The 17,313-nt window shown below is 41.1% G+C and carries 18 protein-coding genes; 11 read left to right on the top strand and 7 right to left on the bottom strand.

All coding sequences use genetic code 11. The annotated features are described in order from the left end of the window. Window positions 1-7: 7 nt before the first annotated feature. Entirely contained in the window at window positions 8-862 is an 855-nt protein-coding gene (locus IEV27_RS18125; protein ID WP_188378932.1) for an alpha/beta fold hydrolase, read from the bottom strand. 125 nt (window positions 863-987) lie between these two features. Then, window positions 988-1,713, bottom strand: a complete 726-nt coding sequence (locus IEV27_RS18120; protein WP_188378931.1) for a Bax inhibitor-1/YccA family protein — start codon at window positions 1,711-1,713, stop codon at window positions 988-990. Window positions 1,714-1,885: 172 nt separating this feature from the next. Between IEV27_RS18120 and IEV27_RS18115 the strand changes: the two genes are divergently transcribed. The 3 genes from IEV27_RS18115 (at window position 1,886) to IEV27_RS18105 (ending at window position 3,521) form a co-directional block, all read left to right on the top strand. After that, entirely contained in the window at window positions 1,886-2,098 is a 213-nt protein-coding gene (locus IEV27_RS18115; protein ID WP_188378930.1) for a YuzF family protein, read from the top strand. A gap of 21 nt (window positions 2,099-2,119) precedes the next feature. After that, window positions 2,120-3,010, top strand: a complete 891-nt coding sequence (locus IEV27_RS18110) for a manganese catalase family protein (RefSeq protein ID WP_188378929.1) — start codon at window positions 2,120-2,122, stop codon at window positions 3,008-3,010. Between the two features lie 85 nt (window positions 3,011-3,095). Further along, a complete protein-coding gene (locus IEV27_RS18105) occupies window positions 3,096-3,521 on the top strand; it encodes a pyridoxamine 5'-phosphate oxidase family protein (protein ID WP_188378928.1) in 426 nt (141 codons plus the stop codon). 716 nt (window positions 3,522-4,237) lie between these two features. On the opposite strand, the gene IEV27_RS18100 is transcribed toward IEV27_RS18105, so the two are convergent. From IEV27_RS18100 to IEV27_RS18090, 3 genes are all read right to left on the bottom strand, one after another. Next, the gene (locus IEV27_RS18100; protein WP_188378927.1) at window positions 4,238-4,549 is read right to left on the bottom strand and encodes an ArsR/SmtB family transcription factor; all 312 of its coding nucleotides are present in this window, start codon (window positions 4,547-4,549) and stop codon (window positions 4,238-4,240) included. Then, window positions 4,542-5,450: a cation diffusion facilitator family transporter gene (locus tag IEV27_RS18095; RefSeq protein ID WP_188378926.1), complete on the bottom strand. Its 909-nt coding sequence runs from the start codon at window positions 5,448-5,450 to the stop codon at window positions 4,542-4,544. Before IEV27_RS18095 ends, IEV27_RS18100 begins: the two co-directional genes overlap by 8 nt. 623 nt (window positions 5,451-6,073) lie before the next feature. Beyond that, window positions 6,074-7,459: a DUF2254 domain-containing protein gene (locus tag IEV27_RS18090; protein WP_188378925.1), complete on the bottom strand. Its 1,386-nt coding sequence runs from the start codon at window positions 7,457-7,459 to the stop codon at window positions 6,074-6,076. Between the two features lie 318 nt (window positions 7,460-7,777). On the opposite strand from IEV27_RS18090, the gene IEV27_RS18085 reads away from it, so the two are divergent. Together IEV27_RS18085 and IEV27_RS18080 are read left to right on the top strand one after the other, a co-directional pair. Next, window positions 7,778-8,239 (top strand): GNAT family N-acetyltransferase, encoded by a 462-nt coding sequence (locus IEV27_RS18085; RefSeq protein WP_188378924.1) that lies wholly within the window; start codon window positions 7,778-7,780, stop codon window positions 8,237-8,239. A gap of 53 nt (window positions 8,240-8,292) precedes the next feature. Further along, window positions 8,293-9,747: an aldehyde dehydrogenase family protein gene (locus IEV27_RS18080; protein WP_188378923.1), complete on the top strand. Its 1,455-nt coding sequence runs from the start codon at window positions 8,293-8,295 to the stop codon at window positions 9,745-9,747. 35 nt (window positions 9,748-9,782) lie between these two features. Here IEV27_RS18080 and IEV27_RS18075 read toward each other — a convergent pair whose 3' ends face one another. After that, window positions 9,783-10,958, bottom strand: coding sequence for a pyridoxal phosphate-dependent aminotransferase (locus tag IEV27_RS18075; protein WP_188378922.1), 1,176 nt, complete (start codon window positions 10,956-10,958; stop codon window positions 9,783-9,785). 130 nt (window positions 10,959-11,088) lie between these two features. On the opposite strand from IEV27_RS18075, the gene IEV27_RS18070 reads away from it, so the two are divergent. The 3 genes from IEV27_RS18070 to IEV27_RS18060 all read left to right on the top strand — a co-directional run bounded on the left by IEV27_RS18070 (window position 11,089) and on the right by IEV27_RS18060 (window position 13,851). After that, on the top strand, window positions 11,089-12,420 hold the full coding sequence (locus tag IEV27_RS18070; protein ID WP_188379067.1) for a CoA-disulfide reductase: 1,332 nt from the start codon (window positions 11,089-11,091) through the stop codon (window positions 12,418-12,420). Between the two features lie 57 nt (window positions 12,421-12,477). Further along, entirely contained in the window at window positions 12,478-12,684 is a 207-nt protein-coding gene (locus tag IEV27_RS18065) for a zinc ribbon domain-containing protein (RefSeq protein WP_188378921.1), read from the top strand. Between the two features lie 102 nt (window positions 12,685-12,786). Then, entirely contained in the window at window positions 12,787-13,851 is a 1,065-nt protein-coding gene (locus IEV27_RS18060; protein WP_188378920.1) for a nitric oxide synthase oxygenase, read from the top strand. Window positions 13,852-14,054: 203 nt separating this feature from the next. Here the strand turns inward: IEV27_RS18060 and IEV27_RS18055 are convergent, their stop codons facing one another. After that, window positions 14,055-14,837, bottom strand: coding sequence for a carbon-nitrogen family hydrolase (locus IEV27_RS18055; RefSeq protein WP_188378919.1), 783 nt, complete (start codon window positions 14,835-14,837; stop codon window positions 14,055-14,057). 93 nt (window positions 14,838-14,930) lie between these two features. On the opposite strand from IEV27_RS18055, the gene IEV27_RS18050 reads away from it, so the two are divergent. The 3 genes from IEV27_RS18050 to IEV27_RS18040 are packed head-to-tail and all read left to right on the top strand — an operon-like array spanning window position 14,931 to window position 16,625. Beyond that, entirely contained in the window at window positions 14,931-15,212 is a 282-nt protein-coding gene (locus tag IEV27_RS18050) for a GNAT family N-acetyltransferase (RefSeq protein ID WP_229735418.1), read from the top strand. A 22-nt stretch (window positions 15,213-15,234) separates the two neighbouring features. Then, window positions 15,235-15,708: a GNAT family N-acetyltransferase gene (locus tag IEV27_RS18045; RefSeq protein ID WP_188378918.1), complete on the top strand. Its 474-nt coding sequence runs from the start codon at window positions 15,235-15,237 to the stop codon at window positions 15,706-15,708. Window positions 15,709-15,743: 35 nt separating this feature from the next. Continuing rightward, window positions 15,744-16,625 (top strand): diacylglycerol/lipid kinase family protein, encoded by an 882-nt coding sequence (locus IEV27_RS18040; protein WP_188378917.1) that lies wholly within the window; start codon window positions 15,744-15,746, stop codon window positions 16,623-16,625. The last annotated feature ends 688 nt before the right edge of the window (window positions 16,626-17,313 follow it).

Below are 17,313 nucleotides of genomic sequence, written 5' to 3'. Positions count from 1 at the left end.
TTCGTATTTAATGGATACTCCATAAGAACTCAGCTACCGATTCATCGACACCAGGATGTTCGTGTAGCCCGGAATGAGTGGAAAATTCATCGATAAACGTTTCCTGATGAAAGTTTCTTCTTGGAACAATATTTTGCAAACCGTGGGCACTTTGCTCTGTGACGAGTCCATCCCAGTGATCTTCCTCTGGATCTTCTTCATTGACGACTCCGGCTATAGATAAAGCTGGCACATCTTCATCAAAATTCTGCTTATTATTAATCATCGTCGTTAAAGCATTCGATTCCACTTGTAAATCCACAACTGCTTCTCCTGTATTCAACGAGAAATAGTCGCTTTGCCCAATACCCAGGAAAGGACTTCCAATGGCTACCAGTTTGTTAACGTCAGGGTAGTCGCCTTCCTGGTTGTTTAATAAAAAGTTTGTAGAAGCTAAGCCACCCATAGAGTGACCAACTAAATTTACTTGATCGATCGCATAGTCATGCTTAAGCTTGGTCATAATGTGCTGCATCCAATTTGTCTGGTCAGCTACACTCGCGCGGTTATTCTCAAAAATAACCTGGATGAATGGATTCATCGTGTGAGGAATGCCCCCGCGAACACGTATATCTCCTGAAGATTTAACGTAAATCATCATTCGCTTCGTTCCCCAATTATTATCTTCGAAACGTTTGAGCATTGTATTAAAGGAACCAGGTCCTCCTTTAAAGCCATGCACAAAAATCGTCGGTGTAATTTCCGTCGGCTTCTCAGAACGAGTGGGTGTAGAATTTATAAAAAAGAGCGAACCGCCCAAGACGAATGATAAGATCGTGATGAGTATGAACTTTTTTTTGTGATGAATCAGTTTGTCGAGCATAATGGTCCTCCCAGCATCTTCCCCCATTTTAATACAAATCCCAACATTTTTAAAGCTTATATTTCAATTATGTTACAAATGTTACGGAAATATGTTAAGGGGAAATCCCTGAGTTTTTATAGCAGTTAACGCCGAATTTTTCTTAACAGCCTGAGAATTTCAATATATAACCAGGCAAGAGTAATGATAAGGCCAAAAGCACCGTACCACTCCATGTATTTAGGAGCCCCGCGTTTCGCGCCTCGTTCAATAAAGTCAAAATCCAAAACAAGATTTAGAGCTGCGATCGCCACGATAAATATACTGACTCCAATCCCAATAGCTCCGCTTGAATGCAGGTAAGGGACTTCCGCTTGTAAGAAAATACGTAATAAAATGTTCACTGCATAAACGATAAAGATGCCGATCGTTGCCGAAATGACCATTAATCGAAACTTTTTCGTAACTTTAATGATGCGTGTTGAATAAAGGAAGAGAAGTCCTCCCATCACTGCAAACGTCAAGGCGGCCGCCTGAATCACAATACCTGGGTAGCTTGCTTCAATGTATGATGAAAGGCCTCCAAGGAAAAAGCCTTCAAGTGCCGCATAAATAGGTGCTGTAACAGGCGCTGCTTTTTTTATAAATACCGTAATTAAAGCAACAATAAAACTTCCCACTGCTCCGATGATCATCATCATCGTTATGTCCACACCTTGATAGTACTGATACCATGTGTAAACAGCTGTTCCTAGTAAGAACAATAACAAGATACTTGTCTTGAAAACAGTGCCTCCAAGCGTCATCGTACTGCTTGAGTTGCGAGAGCGGCTGAATACTTCATTCTTTAGTACAGGATTTCCAGTTCTCATCGTTTTCTACTCCTCTCCAATCAACTCTTTATTTTAAACTTTTTCTTTTCTAAGTCCTTCTCCGAAGTGTAACGCATTAAAACTCTTTCTTCATACTAACAGCTATTTTTATGAATGAATGCCCTACAAAATATCATATATATGGAAGGAATAGAAAAGGAGTGGGAGAGAAATGAATTCACCTATGTTTTTAAGTTTATATGATCCCTATGTGGTACAAACTTTACAATCGGTTTGTGGTCATCCAGTCACAGTCCAAACAACACAAGGCTCGATAAGAGGGATTCTTAGAAATGTTATGCCCGATCATATTGTTATTGAAAACAGCGGAGTTCCGTTCTTCGTTCGCACGCAGCAAATCGTTTGGGTCTTTCCGTCACACTAAAAGAAAGGAGGAGGTTCATTTATGTTTAAAAGAATCAATAAATTACAAATTGAATTGCCCATTCCTGAGTATGGAGATAAAAATGCGGCAGCTGCTGTACAGGAATTGCTAGGCGGAAAATTTGGCGAAATGTCGACGCTGAATAATTATATGTACCAGTCTTTTAATTTTCGTGGAAAAAGGAAGCTAAAACCCTTCTATGATTTGGTAGCGAGCATAACAGCAGAAGAATTTGGACATGTTGAGCTTGTTTCGACTTCTATAAACTTATTATCTAGAAATATTACGTTTCCTGGCCCTCCCGATATTACCCCATTGCAGGCTGGAAAGGACGCACGCAATACATATCAGTTTATTGCCACTGCACAGACGGCATTAGCTGGTGATTCGATGGGGCGAGCGTGGACAGGGGATAACGTCTTTAACAGCGGAAATTTAGTTCTTGATCTTCTGCATAACTTTTTCCTCGAGTTAGGGGCAAGAACTCATAAAATGCGGGTGTACGAAATGACGGATCATCCAACGGCCCGAGAAATGATTGGGTATCTTCTCGTTCGCGGCGGTGTTCATGTATTGGCCTATGCGAAAGCGATTGAAATGATTACAGGAGTCGATTTAAAGAGAATGCTTCCGGTCCCTGATCTCAGTAATGCAAAATTTGATTATGCCCGTAAATATGAAGAGCAGGGGTTAAATAATATTCTTTATACGTGGAGCGACCATGATTATCGTGATATTCGTCAAATTTGGAAAGGGGAAAACCCAGAAACCGGCCAAAAGTTACGAGTAATTGATGGAACGCCAAAAGGAGCGCCGATTCCTGACTTAGATGATCTTCCTGAAGAATTCGCTCCAGGTATAGATCCAGATGATTACCAAAGAATTGCCAGAATGCTGATGGAGAAAATGTAAAACAAATCCTACGCATTATGATGTTTATATTTTCCTTTCAACAGGAAAACTAAGAACAAGTTTTCATATTGAAAGGAGAATAGCATTGGACCAACAAGAACTAAAGAAGAAGATTTATAATATTATGGATCAACATAAAATTGGAACACTGGCTACTGTGAAGCAAGGGAAGCCTCATTCTCGTTACATGACATTTTCAAACGATGATGAGTTTACCTTTTACACCCCTACGAATAAAGAAACACACAAAGCGGAAGAGATTGAAGAAAACCCTAATGTTCATATCTTAATTGGATATGAAGGTGAAGGATTTGGAGATGCTTATTTAGAAGTAGAAGGTCAGGCTAAAATTCGGGATGATCAAAAGATAAAAGACTGGCTTTGGAGTGAAGAAATGGAGCGCTGGTTTACTAGCAAAGGTGATCCAGATTATATTGTTCTTGAAATTTATCCAGAAAGCATACGTTTAATGAATGCAGGAGAAAAAACTCCTGAAATATTAGAACTATAAGCAAAAAGACGTTGGGAGATAACTGAATAAGGCATAATATAATCCGAACGATTTCATTGAAATCAGTTCGGATTATTATGTGCCAAGAAAGGATTTTACCCTCGCTGCGTCAAAACACTTCGCTTTCCGTGGGCACGGCCTCAGCTTCCTCAGAAAGCAAAGAGCGCTTTCCTGCGGGATCTTCGACTCGCGCTGTTCCCACAGGAGTCTGCGTGTTTTGACTGCGCTAATGATCTGCGCTAACGGAAAAAGTGGAATCGTGGAACCAACCTAAATGAACACCTAAGTGCAAACTCTGTTTTCATGCGGACACAGCATGATTAAGATAAAGGAGGCCGCTGAAAAACTGAGGTCCATGAAAGGTAGAATTTTAAAAAGCGGTCTGTGCAATAATTAATTTCTACACAGACCGCTTTTCTTCTAACTTTAAGGAGATTTGCGCCTCCTCTTCCTTCATAAGTTTAACGATTCGTACTTAGTTGTAAAAATAGACATCGTACCTTGTAACATACGGAAGGGTTTTTCGATTGATCTCTGTTGATGCCACGATGAGCGTTCGGTGGTGACGCCTGCGGAAACAGCGCGAGCCGAAGATCCACTTGGTCAAGTGAACTTCTTGACCAAGTTAGCTGAGGCCGTGCCCGCGGCAAGCATCCACCGACAAGCGATTCGTGAGATACAAGCTGATGGCTGCCTCAAAAGTGGAGGCAGCTTTTTTAATGGTGAAGCGCGTGTTGAATCATTTGCTGAAGGACGTTGATCACGTGTTCGTCATCATGGGAATAATACATCGTCGTTCCTTCTCTGCGATATTTAACGAGGCGTAAGTTTTTTAAGAAACGGAGCTGGTGAGAGACCGTCGATTGACGGAGCTTTAAGCTTTCCGCAATTTCATTGACACTGTATTCTTTTTCAAAAAGTAGATTGAGGATCCTGACGCGAGTAGGATCGGAAAGCGCCTTAAAGGTTTGTGTCACGACGAACAACGTTTCTTCATCAAGGTCCTTTGTGTAAAAAGAATCATCCATGCTCGGTGCCTCCCTTATCTTGTTCTAGCATTGCACAATATTCGTCCTCATACTCGATTTCAATTGTAATATGATCCAGATGAATGGAATCAAGAACTTCTTTCACGCGCTCTTTAATCATACATACATCTTCTTTTGATGAAGCGGAGGGAACGACGACGTGTGTGGAGAAGGCATGATGCTCGCCATCCAATGACCACAAATGTGTATGATGGGTGGATTGAACGTTTGGCAGCTGATTCATTTTTTGTATAATTCGGTCGAGATCAATATTTTCTGGAACAGCCTCCAGGAATAAACGCATGGTCTTAATTAAGTTAATGATTACGTTGTAGAGAATGTATAACGTAATACCAATTGATGCAAGAGGGTCTAGAATAGGCAAATCCGCAAAGGTCATAATAACACTAACGATGAACACAGCGACCCATCCTAAAACGTCTTCTAGTAAATGCCATGTCATGACTTTTTGGTTCATGGATTCGCCGCCTCGAAGTCTAAAGACAGCTGCTCCATTTACGACGATACCGAGAACAGCAAGACCCATCATACCTAATGTATGAGGCTGTTCAGGATTCATCAGTCTCGGAATCGCTTCGGATAAAATAAAAATGGACCCTACGACTAAAACAATACTATTAATTAAAGCGGCAAGCAGCGAGAATCGTTTAAAGCCGAATGAGAACTGCTCCGTTTTTTCTTTCTTTGAGAACTTTTGCAAGAACCAAGCGAGACCTAAGGATAAAGAATCACCTAAATCATGAAGCGCATCGGAAATAATCGCCATACTATTGGTAAGTATTCCGCCGATTAATTCAATAATCGTAAATCCAAAGTTTAAAAAGAAGGCAATCTTAATGTTACCCGTCGTATGATCGTGATGGTGGTGATGATGCCCCATTAAAAAGCACCCCCTTATTTCAATATATGTGTATATGTACATATAATATTAATAGGAAGAAAAAAAAGTGTCAACGAAATATAAAAAGTCAGGGGTTAACCTGACTCAGGCTGTCGAAAAAGCTTAGACAGATGAAATATGGGATTATATGGTGATTCCTCCATTAGGGTCTAGAGAAAAGAAACAGGAAAAAGCGCCGCTTTCCGCGGCGCAAGACGAAAAGTCTTCTCGGTCTGCGACTTGTGGGGCCTCTCCTGTCTGCTCGTCCCGCAGGAGTCGTCACTTTTTCCGTTCCGGTTGATCAAAATAAGCTTTCGGAACACTTGAAGTATGGAGTCTTGTTGACATCTTTGTCTCTATAAGAGGAAAGCCTCTCCGCCATTAGTTCTAGTGCTCTTTTATCGAAAAAGGGTTTTAGGAAATGGCGACCCTCCTATGGGAAATACGAATAAGGTGTGACCCCGGAGGGCTGATAAAGCCCGAGGAGGCACACCATTCGCCCTAGGAAAGGGAGTCGTTTCCTAAAACCCTTTCCTCTTCCCGATGCAAGGAATGATTACACTTTCAAGGTAAAAGAGAAAACTAAAGTTTCTCTACAAGCAGTCAGGGGTTAACCTGACTTTTTACGTGTTTTTATTAGCATTTGGATAAAACTTTTCTTCTATCTCTGGATATTCATTCAAGTGATCCGTAACTTGGGCAAGGTTATGAACTTCACGTAATAAGAATGATTTATCGAGTTCATAGATAACTTCATGCTCAATATGATCCATCGTATTGCAAGCAAACTCCCATAATTTATCGTGCTTGCTGATGTCAATGGATTCGGCTACCTTAGCTAAGGAGGAGATAATGTCTGTAATGATTAAATGGTTATTTTTTGCATAATGACGGATAAATCCGAAACCACGGTACAAGTAATAATCAAATGTTTCTTCCTTAAGAATGACGCGTACTTGTTTTTGGTCATCGGCTAAATAAGGGCTGAAGGTAATGTAGCTGTCTACACTTAACATAAGTTCGGACATTTGATGAATCGTATTTGAAGCGGTTTTTGGATCGTTGTTTCCAATCGCTTTAATCGCGATTTCAGCTAACTTATGCATCCCCATTTGTAAGTCTTGAATCTCTGTTTCTTTATGCCCCATTTCAAACATCTCATAGTATTTTGAGTCCTCGATCTCGTTAGCTCCGGGCCCCCAAAAACTAAAGAATTCATTTCCGGCTAACACATAGTCGCCGACTTGGAAATGCAATTCAATAATAATATTGTCATTTCTAGCTTCAGTAATCATTTTGTTATAATCTACTACTTGTAAATAGCCTGAACCTCTAGCTAATACGGTGTGCTGTTTGTCTCGATCCTTTTCTTTAAGATCACCTGGTTCTTCTATTCGGTGATCATCAAGGTCTTTACGAAGCGAATGGTAAATAATATCTTTAGAGACATTTTTCATGGTGTACGTAATATTGTGAACTTGCATCCAAGTGGTGGCATGGTTAATAAAATAGATAAATACAACAGCCGTTACGAACGCTAAGGTAACAGTCATAACAGGTGTAGCTACGAAAGTATCGTTTGAAGCATTTCCGATAAATAGAAAGGTGAGCAATACATAAACAAAGCTACCATTAAAAATACCGAGAGCATGCTGAGTCTGTCGATCTGATACAAAGTTTAACAGCATACGAGGGGAAAACTGTCCGCTAAAAGTAGTAAGTACAACGAGTAAGGAGTTTAACGTGAATGCGCTCAGCGTTAAAATACCGCCAATGAGTGTACTAACTAAAGTTCTTGTAACGGAGGCTTCAATTTGCAGCATTTGAGGTGCTACTCCTTCTAAACCAATTTGGAGGTCTAGTACTAAAGTTATTGCAACTAAGAAAGCAGATATAAAAATGTAAATGGCTGGCATATACCATAAGGTCATTTGCATCTCATGTTTTCGCTGCCTTCTAGACATTCGAAAGTATTTTCGGACTTCAACCGGGAGCAAATTTAAAAACATATGGGGCGACCTCCTATTCTAATATAATAATTTTGCTAGACGTAATATTCCCTGCCTATACCTTTTTAAACAGAAAATTGAACTACCCGCCACTTAACACCCCGCAAGGTGCAGTCCGAGAAGACTTTCAGGCATGCCCCGCGTAAAGAGACGCTTTTTCCAGTGCCTTTTCTATAGACAAAAATGAAGGAGCCTTGTCATCTTATGTTTCATCTGTCCTAGCTTTTTCAACAGCCTGTAAAACAAAAATAGTTGGTTTTTTAATAAAATTTTGTATAGTTAGATTATCGATGTCTTTAGAGAAGAGGATGGTACACGATGTGGGTGAAGAAAACATTTGAAGAAATGACGAAACAAGAACTGTATTCAATTTTAGAATTGCGCGTGCGTATATTTGTCGTAGAGCAAGAGTGTCCTTACCAAGAAGTTGATGGAAGAGACGAGGAATGCCTGCATATATGGAAAGAGGAGGATGGAGCCATTCAAGCTTATTGCCGCATTGTGCCTCCTGATCATGAGCATGATCATTATTCAATCGGAAGAGTGCTTGTTACAAAAGAAGCGAGAGGTACAGGAGCTGGGAGAGAGCTTATGGATCGTGCAATCTCTCTTTTAAGAAATGAATGGGAAGTACCTTCGATTTGGCTGCATGGTCAAGAATACTTACGTAATTTTTATGGGTCATTTGGATTTCAAGAAGTATCGGAAGTCTATCTTGAAGATGATATTCCTCACGTCGATATGCTGATGATAAATAGAGTCCCTAAAGGTTTGAATTAAAGATGTGTGTGGAAGATAACCCTGTGACTACTTTACACATGGAGGGTACATGAATGAGTCCACAAACGTTTACGAAACAATATATAAATGGAGAATGGCGTCCAGGCTCCAGCGATAAAACGGTAGAAAATGTTAATCCTTATACGAGTCAGACGTTATCAACTATTCCATCTGCTAATGAAGATGACTTGAATGAAGCGTATCGTGCGGCAGAAGAGGCCCAAAAGGAATGGATGACCTACACACCTGATGAAGTTCAATCCTATTTTGAAGCACTGATTAAAGTGGTAGAGAAGCGTAAAGATGAGATTGTTGACTGGCTTGTGAAAGAGGCAGGAAGCACACTCGTAAAAGCAGAAGTGGAATACCAAGCAGCGCTTGGCATTATTAAAGAATCTTCTTCGTTTCCAACGCGAATGACGGGTCAAATTTTGCCTTCAAACACCAAAGGGAAGGAGAACCGTGTCTATCGGTCACCTAAAGGTGTCGTAGGAGTAATTGGACCATGGAACTTTCCGTTTCATTTAGCACTGCGTTCCATTGCGCCAGCTGTAGCAACTGGCAATACCGTAGTGGTTAAGCCAGCTTCCGATACACCAGTAACTTCTGGTTTGTTTATTGCCGAATTATTTGAAGAAGCTGGATTTCCTAAAGGTGTTTGTAACGTAGTAGTTGGGAGAGGTTCTGAAATTGGAGATGCCTTTGTGACTCACCCCACCGTTAAACTGCTATCATTTACAGGCTCAACTGAAGTAGGCAGTCATATTGGTGAACTAGCTGGCAAACACATTAAAGATACAGCTTTAGAGCTCGGTGGAAACAATGCTATGATTGTGCTTGACGATGCCAATATCGAAAAAGCCGTTCAGGCTGCAGCTTTTGGTAAGTACTTGCACCAGGGTCAAATTTGTATGTCACTTAACCGAATCATTGTTCATGAAACGATTCATGACGAATTTGTTGAAGTCTTTAAAGAGAAAGTAGAAAGGTTAAAAGCTGGGGATCCATCTGAAAAAGATACCGTTGTTGGACCTTTAATTAATCATGAGGCTGTAGAACGTATTCAAGATGAGATAGCTTCAAGTGTAGAGCAGGGAGCATCCATTCTTACGGGTGGAGACGCAGAAGGTAATATTATGCAGCCCACGGTCCTTACTGGCGTAACGAATGAAATGCCGGTAGCGGAGCATGAAATGTTTGGTCCCGTGGCGTCCATTATTAAAGTAAGCAGTGAAGAAGAAGCAATTGCTGTAGCGAATCATTCTCTTTATGGATTAAGCGGCGCTGTATTTACAGAAGACATTCACCGTGGCGTGGAAGTAGCTAAAAGAGTAGAGACGGGTATGATTCACGTGAATGATCAATCCGTTAACGATGAAGCACATGTTGCTTTTGGCGGTGAAAAGGAATCTGGTATTGGAAGATTCGGCGGAGAATGGGCGCTTGATAAATTTACAACCGTAAAATGGATAGGCGTCATGAATGGATATCGAGAATTTCCATTTTAATAACAGAAAACCGGAGCTGAGACGGCTCCGGTTTTTTACTGCTCTTCTTTAAATTTTTTAAAGCGATGCACAGCTTCTCGAAGGTGTTCTTCAGAGTTGTTAAGACCAATGCGGACATAGAATTCGCCGTATTCTCCAAAGCCAACGCCAGGAGCGACAAACAATCCGACTTTATCTAGAAGTTCATCTGCAAAAGATTCGGACGTGTACCCTTCAGGAACCTTAAGCCACATAAAGAAAGACCCTTTGCACGGTGTAATTTCGTATCCAGCTTCTTGTAAACCAGTGACTAATAAGTTTCTTCTTTTTTCGTACGTCTCTTTAAGGTCTTCCACGCATTGTTGAGAATCGAGCAATGCGGTAGCAGCTGCATCTTGTACCGCCCCAAACAAACTGACATAGTAATGGTCTTGAATGAGTTCTAAGGCTTGTACGACACTCGGATTACCAACCGCAAAAGCGATACGCCAGCCTGCCATGTTATAGGTTTTAGACATGGTGTAAATTTCAACTCCAACGTTTTTAGCTCCAGGGACTTGCAGAAAGCTTAATGGTTTATCCCCATCAAAACCGATGGCTCCATAAGCAAAGTCGTGGACGACGCAAATGTCCTGCTGATCAGCCAAGGCAATCGTTTCTTCAAAAAATGCTTCATTGGCAACGGCTGACGTTGGGTTGTTCGGGTAATTTAAAAACATAAGTTTCGCTTTTTGTAAGGTCTCTTGATCAATCTTATCGTAATTAGGAAGAAACCCATTTTCCTCAAGTAAAGGGAGCGGCTCCATAACACCATTGGCGAGGGCCACACCTGACCAGTAATCTGGGTATCCAGGGTCTGGCACGAGGGCCACGTCTCCCTCGTTTAAAAAGCATTGACTCAATTCGACTAATCCGGCTTTGCTGCCGAATAAGACGGCAACTTCGTTGGAAGGATCCACGTCAACGTCGTATTCCCTTTTATAATAAGTAGCTACAGCTTCTTTTAAATGATCAAACCCTTGAAAAGGAGAATATTTGTGATTAACCGGGTTTTCAGCTGCTTTCTGTAAGGATTTCACAATATGGTCAGGGGTAGGCTGGTCTGGGTTTCCTTGACCTAGGTTGATTAAATCATGCCCCTGTTGCTGATATGTATAAAGTTTTTTGACGAGCTTGGCAAAAAACTGTTCAGGCAAGCGAGCTAAAGCATCAGATTGCTGGAATTCTTTCATAAGATCCTCCCTTTATTCATTTTTTGAAAAGTTTAATAATTTATACTAACGTGCTCAATGTTATTTGTAAAGAGGACGTTTTTGCCGCATGGGATTTTGGGGTATAACTAAAGAGAAAGGTGTGATGAATTTGAAGATTGTTATTATTGGAGGCGATGCTGCAGGAATGAGTGCAGCGATGCAAATGGTGAGAAATAGTGAGGGGAATGAAGTGGTTACTTTAGAACGTGGCGAAATTTATTCTTACGGGCAGTGTGGACTGCCGTACGTTATCGGAGGAGAAGTCGATTCTACAGACGATTTAATTGCAAGAACTCCTGAAACCTTTCGCGAAAAGTACGGAATTGATGCCCGAGTCCTTCATGAAGTAACACGTGTCGATTGTGATCATAAAATCGTTCATGGCATTGATCATGCCAGTGGAGAGGAATTCGAAGAGCGATATGACCGATTGCTTGTAGCCACAGGTGCCGATCCAATTATGCCACCGTGGGAAGGAAAGCATCTCGATGGTATCTTTCCATTAAAGACGATCCCTGATGCAGAAACGATCATAGAGGATCTAAATAAGGATGTACAAGATGTTGCTATAATTGGCGGAGGTTATATTGGGCTAGAGATGGCTGAGAACCTTGTAAATATTGGGAAGAATGTCCGCATCATAGACCGCGGAGCTCAGCTTGCGAAGATTTTTGATGAAGAAATGGGGGAACTCGTTCACCAAGAAGCAAAAAGAAATGGAATGGAGCTGTCCCTTGGCGACTCTGTAGAAGGATTCGAGGGAGAAGGTCGAGTGGAATGTGTAGTGACGGATAAAGGACGTTATCCGGCGGACCAGGTGTTAGTAGCCGTTGGCGTGACGCCAAACACATCATTTCTAGAAGATACAGGTATATATAAGAGTTATAACGACGCGATTCAAGTCAACGGATTTATGGAAACAAGTATTATGGATATATATGCTGCTGGCGACTGTGCTACCCAATATCACCGAATTAAAGAGCGGCACGATTACATACCGCTTGGCACCCACGCGAATAAACAAGGACAGATTGCGGGGTTAAATATCGTCAATGAGCATAAAAGTTTTCAGGGCATAGTAGGAACTTCCATTTTGAAGTTTTTTGATTTAACGTTAGGTCGTACAGGCATTTCGTCTCGTGAAGCGGAACAAGAAGGCATTCCATATAAGACAGTTGCTATTAAATCCACCCATGCTGCTGGTTATTATTCAAAAGAAGGAACGATGAACGTTAAGCTGATCTATCATGAAAAAACGCGAACGTTATTAGGTGGTCAGATTATTGGAAAAGAAGGCGTAGATAAACGGATCGATGTATTAGCCACAGCGCTCTATCATCAAATGTCTGTGGATCAATTAATCGAACTGGATCTAGCCTATGCACCTCCATATAATAGCGTATGGGACCCGATTCAACAGGCGGCAAGGAAAGCAAAGTGAAACCAAAGCCCATCTTATTCGTATGAATTAGTTAAGAAGAAATAAGGAGGGTCATTGATGAGTGAACAAGGATGTATCAAATGTGGAAGTACGGATGCGGATTCGAAAGATGTCGCGATGACTGGAACGGGACTATCCAAAATGTTTGATGTACAGAACAATCAATTTACAGTCGTCTTTTGTAAGAACTGCGGCTATTCGGAATTCTATAATAAGCAGGCATCTCAGGCGAGTAACATATTTGACTTTTTCTTTGGTGGTTAGCGAGATTGACAGCCTTCAACGGGCTGTCTCCTTTTTTATGTGTCTTCATTCAGTGTGATAATATATAGGGATAACGTTAGGGATGAGGGGATTGAAGAGGTCATGTGGCAAAAGGCAGAATCCTTTATACGTCAATGTTATACAGAGTTGGATCAATCTTCTTTGATAGAGGAACGATTGGCGGAGGTGAAAGATTCTATTGATCAGACGGGGACGTACCAGCATACATATGAAGAGCTGGAGTATGGTGCAAAGGTGGCTTGGCGCAACAGCAACCGTTGTATTGGCCGGCTTTTTTGGGATACTTTGCAGGTATTTGATCATCGGAGTCTAAAGACGGAAGGGGAAGTAAGAGACGCGTTGTTTGATCATATTGATTATGCTACGAATAAAGGCAGAATTCGTTCCACCATATCGATTATGCCTCCTGCTATAGATGGAAAACCTCTGCGTATTTGGAATCATCAGCTTATTCGGTATGCAGGATATGAGGGAGCGACAGGGGTTGTTGGGGATCCTGCATCAATTGAGTTTACGAACGCATGTCGACGCTTAGGGTGGGGAGGGGACGGAAGTGCTTTTGACGTTCTCCCACTCGTTATACAAATAGGCGACAGTGCACCAAAATGGTATGACATACCTTCAGAAAAAGTACTTGAAGTACCGCTTCGACATCCGGAGTTTGAATGGTTTAAAGACCTGCAGTTGAAGTGGTACGCAGTTCCTATTATATCCGATATGTGTTTAGAAATTGGCGGGATTCACTATACCGCCGCTCCGTTTAATGGCTGGTACATGGAAACGGAAATCGGGGCCAGAAATTTAGCTGACGACTTTCGTTACAATTTACTTCCTGTTGTAGCCGAAGGAATGGGATTGAATACACGCAGAAATACTACGTTGTGGAAGGATCGGGCGTTAATTGAATTGAATCAAGCCGTCCTTCACTCTTATAAAACGGATAAGGTAAGTATTGTAGATCATCATAGTGCTGCTCAGCAATTCCAATTATTCTTATCAAAAGAGCAGAAATGCGGGCGTGAAGCTAAAGGGGATTGGACGTGGCTCATACCGCCACTCTCCCCGGCTTCCACAAAAATTTTTCACCAATCGTTTGAAGACCGTATGGATACACCTAATTATTTCTATCAGGATAAAGTTTATTAATTAAAAAGGGATTTTCAGCTTGTAGATAAACTCAAGGTTTTTCTACAAGTTTTTTATTCTTGCCCCGAAGTCGATTCTTCCATTTGCCTTCATGGTGGAGGCAGTTTAACCGAACCTGTTCGATCTCTAGGATAAAGGAGAGGATAAAAAAAAGCTGTCGAAAACTTTCTCGACAGCCTGAAAAGCCTAAAGCAGGGCTTTTTTTATTCGTATAAGTCAGGACGTCTGTCTTGAAAAATAGGGATTTGTTCACGAATAGCTTCTACTCTTGAAAAATCTACCTCGCACAGTAAGATTTCTTCTTGTTCTCCAGCTTCAGCCACAACATTTCCCCACGGGTCGATCACAATTGAATGACCGCCAAATTCATTGTTTTCATCAGCGCCTACTCGGTTACAAGCGATGACGAAGCTTTGATTTTCAATGGCACGGCTGATCAGAATGTTTCTCCAATGTTCGACTCTTGGTTTTGGCCACTCTGCGACAACAAACAGCGCTCTGGCGCCATTGAGCATGTGCGTCCTAATCCATTCAGGGAAACGGATATCATAACAAATGACGCCTGCAACAAGGGTGTCGTTCAACGTGAAATTTCCTTTTTGGTTACCGGAATTCAAATATTTCTCTTCATCCATTAAACGGAATAAATGAGCTTTACGATAATTTAAAATACGATTACCGTCAGGGTCATAAGCGACTAGTGTATTATAAAAATGACCGTTATCTTTTTCTGCAACTGAACCGGTAATCGTGACACTGTGCTGTTTGGCGAGTTCGATCATCATTTGGTGGGTAGGGCCGTCAAGGGGTTCTGCAATCTCGTCAAAACGGCTCAGGTCATAGCCTGTCGTCCATAATTCAGGAAGGACGATTACTTCCGCTCCTTCTAAGACGGCGTCCTTGATTCGCGGGAGAGCTTGTTGGCGATTCGTTTCAGGCTTCCCAAGTTCGATATGCATTTGAATAATAGCTATAGTAGTTGTCATCGTTTCACCTCTTTACCTTTTATTTTAACAAAAGAAATTAGTTAAATCATGGCATAGCTTTCTAAAGTTAAGGGTATATAAGGGAGGGAAAGGATGATAGCAATGTCACATATTCAAGAAGATAAAGGACGTTTTTATATAAATGAAGAAAATCAAACGATAGCAGAATTAGCTTTTGAGGAAGAAGGGTCACTCATTATTATTACTCACACCCATGTTAATCCGCAGGAGCAAGGTGAAGGCCTGGCTACAGAGCTTGTGGAACATGCAGTTCACTATGCGAGGGAAAACGATAAAAAAATTAAGCCTGTGTGTTCCTTTGCAGAAAAAGTGCTTAGTGATGAACAAAAATATCAAGATGTATTAAAAGGATAATCTTTGAAAGGATGGTTTAGGTATGGCTATTGTTAGGAAACCAGTCGAAAAAGATTTAATGCATGTAACTAAGTATGCAGTGGATTATACGTGGACCAAACTAAATAAAGATGATACTCAAAGTGCCAAGAGACTGAAGAATAAAAAAGACTGGGCGGCGGACCATTTATTTAACGAAAACCCTAATTGCCGGCTTCTTGTAGCAGAAGAAAACGGAAATGTAGTTGGGTATGGCTTTGGGGAAGCTTCTCAAGATAATGAAGATACCATAGGGAAAATAGAAGAAGTATTCGTCGATGAATTTTATCGTCGAGAGGGGATAGGCTCAGAATTAGTTCAGTCCTTATTAAAATGGTTGAGAGATAGACAAGTCGACCGAATAGAAATAGGACATTCATCAGAAGATACGATGACGCAGGGATTTATCAACTCTATAGGTTTTTCACCGGATGGGATTTTTTCACCAGATGGAAAAATAGATAAGAAAAACAGATAAGCTGTGTGGCTTTTGAAGAGGAAGGAGAGGGTCTCGTGAAGCAGGCAATGATTATCGTAAATCCTTCTTCAGGTAAAGAAGAAGCTGTAGATTACGTGGAACAAATTGAAGAGATTCTGGAAGCGAAAGAATATAAGGTAAATACGGTTCAAACAGAAAAGGAATTAGATGCAACTCAGTATTGTTCAGATGCATGTAAAGATGAATACGATCTAGTTGTCTCACTGGGAGGAGATGGAACCCTTAACGAAACAATTAATGGAATGGTCGATCAAAAGCACCGTCCTAAGCTTGGCATTGTGCCACTAGGTACAGTGAATGATTTTGCTCGAGCATTAAACATATCGTTAGACCCCAAAGAGGCGATAGAAACATTAAAATCTGACCTTACAAAAAAGGTGGATATAGGTAGTTTTAATGAGAGGTACTTCGTGAATATTGTAGCTGTAGGATCAATTGCTGAAGCAACATCAGAAGTTTCACCAGAGCAAAAGACAAAATTCGGTCCCCTGGCTTATTTAATGGAAGGGGCGAAAACATTAGCTTCAACCAATGCTTATCCTTTACGTATCGAATATGACGATAAAGTATGGGAAGGAGAATCCTTCTTATTCCTTGCGGCACTTACGAAATCAACGGCCGGTTTTGAAAAGCTTTCTCCTGAAGCAAAAGTAAATGATGGAGTATTGCACTGCTATGTCGTAAAGAATGTGAACATGATCAGAATGGCTTCTATCGTGACATCGGTTTTAAGAGGAACTCTTAAAGAAGATAAAGATGTTGAATATTTTAAAGCTAAGAAGCTGCACGTTACTTCTTCAGAAAAACTCCACACCAATGTTGATGGGGAAGAAGGAGACCTTTTACCTGTAACGATGGAAGTGAAGCCCCAGCATATAGAAGTGATTATTGATTAAAAGCTCGCTGATTAAGCGAGCTTAGTTTGTAGAGAAACCTTAGTTTTCTCTACATTTTTTAATGCATGAGAAAGTTTCGTATGTTGGCACACCTGAACTACTTCGTTGGTTTTACATCGCAGAAAGAGATTGAGGACGTGCCTAATGTCGTTTCCTAAACCCTTTGATAATAGTCAATAAAAAATCACTTGCCTAAGCTGTGCCCTTATGGAAACAGCGTTTGCAGGAGGGCATCTATCGATAGTTCCAAAAGCTTATTTTGATAAAGGAACGGAAAAAGTGACGACTCCTGCGGGACGAGCAGACAGGAGAGGTCCCGCAGGTCGCAGACCGAGGAGACTTTCCGTCATGCCCCGCGGAAAGCGGCACTTCTTTCCTGTTCCTTTTTCTCCAGACAAAAATGAAGGAACTACCATATAATCCCTAAATTATATTCTTCTAACCTTTTTCAACAGCCTGAGCTCGCTGATAAAACGAGGTTTTTATACAAAAAAAGCCCCCTTCTTTGAATCGCTCACGGAAGGGGGATGGCAGAAAGCCTTCTCAATGTTAGAGTAAGCCTGCCATGAAATCTACAGGTCTATTCTTCCGACAAAGAATAGAAAGGGTGATACGACATTAGAGACAAAAGAGAGTCTTGCTATGTTTGAGAACATATGACCAGACGCCTTGAATACAACTATTCAAG

The organism is Halobacillus andaensis (assembly GCF_014636475.1).
Classification (GTDB): Bacteria; Bacillota; Bacilli; order Bacillales; family Halobacillaceae; genus Halobacillus_A; species Halobacillus_A andaensis.
The sequence above is the reverse complement of the archived record's forward strand: the minus strand, read 5'-3'. Positions and strand labels throughout refer to the sequence as shown.

Excerpts from the sequence above, each read along its gene's own strand:
- IEV27_RS18055 (WP_188378919.1), bottom strand. The coding sequence starts at position 14,837 with ATGACAACTACTATAGCTATTATTCAAATGCATATCGAACTTGGGAAG.
- IEV27_RS18080 (WP_188378923.1), top strand. The coding sequence starts at position 8,293 with ATGAGTCCACAAACGTTTACGAAACAATATATAAATGGAGAATGGCGT.
- IEV27_RS18065 (WP_188378921.1), top strand. The coding sequence starts at position 12,478 with ATGAGTGAACAAGGATGTATCAAATGTGGAAGTACGGATGCGGATTCG.
- IEV27_RS18115 (WP_188378930.1), top strand. The coding sequence starts at position 1,886 with ATGAATTCACCTATGTTTTTAAGTTTATATGATCCCTATGTGGTACAA.
- IEV27_RS18060 (WP_188378920.1), top strand. The coding sequence starts at position 12,787 with ATGTGGCAAAAGGCAGAATCCTTTATACGTCAATGTTATACAGAGTTG.
- IEV27_RS18050 (WP_229735418.1), top strand. The coding sequence starts at position 14,931 with ATGATAGCAATGTCACATATTCAAGAAGATAAAGGACGTTTTTATATA.
- IEV27_RS18085 (WP_188378924.1), top strand. The coding sequence starts at position 7,778 with ATGTGGGTGAAGAAAACATTTGAAGAAATGACGAAACAAGAACTGTAT.
- IEV27_RS18045 (WP_188378918.1), top strand. The coding sequence starts at position 15,235 with ATGGCTATTGTTAGGAAACCAGTCGAAAAAGATTTAATGCATGTAACT.
- IEV27_RS18075 (WP_188378922.1), bottom strand. The coding sequence starts at position 10,958 with ATGAAAGAATTCCAGCAATCTGATGCTTTAGCTCGCTTGCCTGAACAG.
- IEV27_RS18100 (WP_188378927.1), bottom strand. The coding sequence starts at position 4,549 with ATGGATGATTCTTTTTACACAAAGGACCTTGATGAAGAAACGTTGTTC.
- IEV27_RS18120 (WP_188378931.1), bottom strand. The coding sequence starts at position 1,713 with ATGAGAACTGGAAATCCTGTACTAAAGAATGAAGTATTCAGCCGCTCT.
- IEV27_RS18125 (WP_188378932.1), bottom strand. The coding sequence starts at position 862 with ATGCTCGACAAACTGATTCATCACAAAAAAAAGTTCATACTCATCACG.
- IEV27_RS18110 (WP_188378929.1), top strand. The coding sequence starts at position 2,120 with ATGTTTAAAAGAATCAATAAATTACAAATTGAATTGCCCATTCCTGAG.
- IEV27_RS18095 (WP_188378926.1), bottom strand. The coding sequence starts at position 5,450 with ATGGGGCATCATCACCACCATCACGATCATACGACGGGTAACATTAAG.
- IEV27_RS18090 (WP_188378925.1), bottom strand. The coding sequence starts at position 7,459 with ATGTTTTTAAATTTGCTCCCGGTTGAAGTCCGAAAATACTTTCGAATG.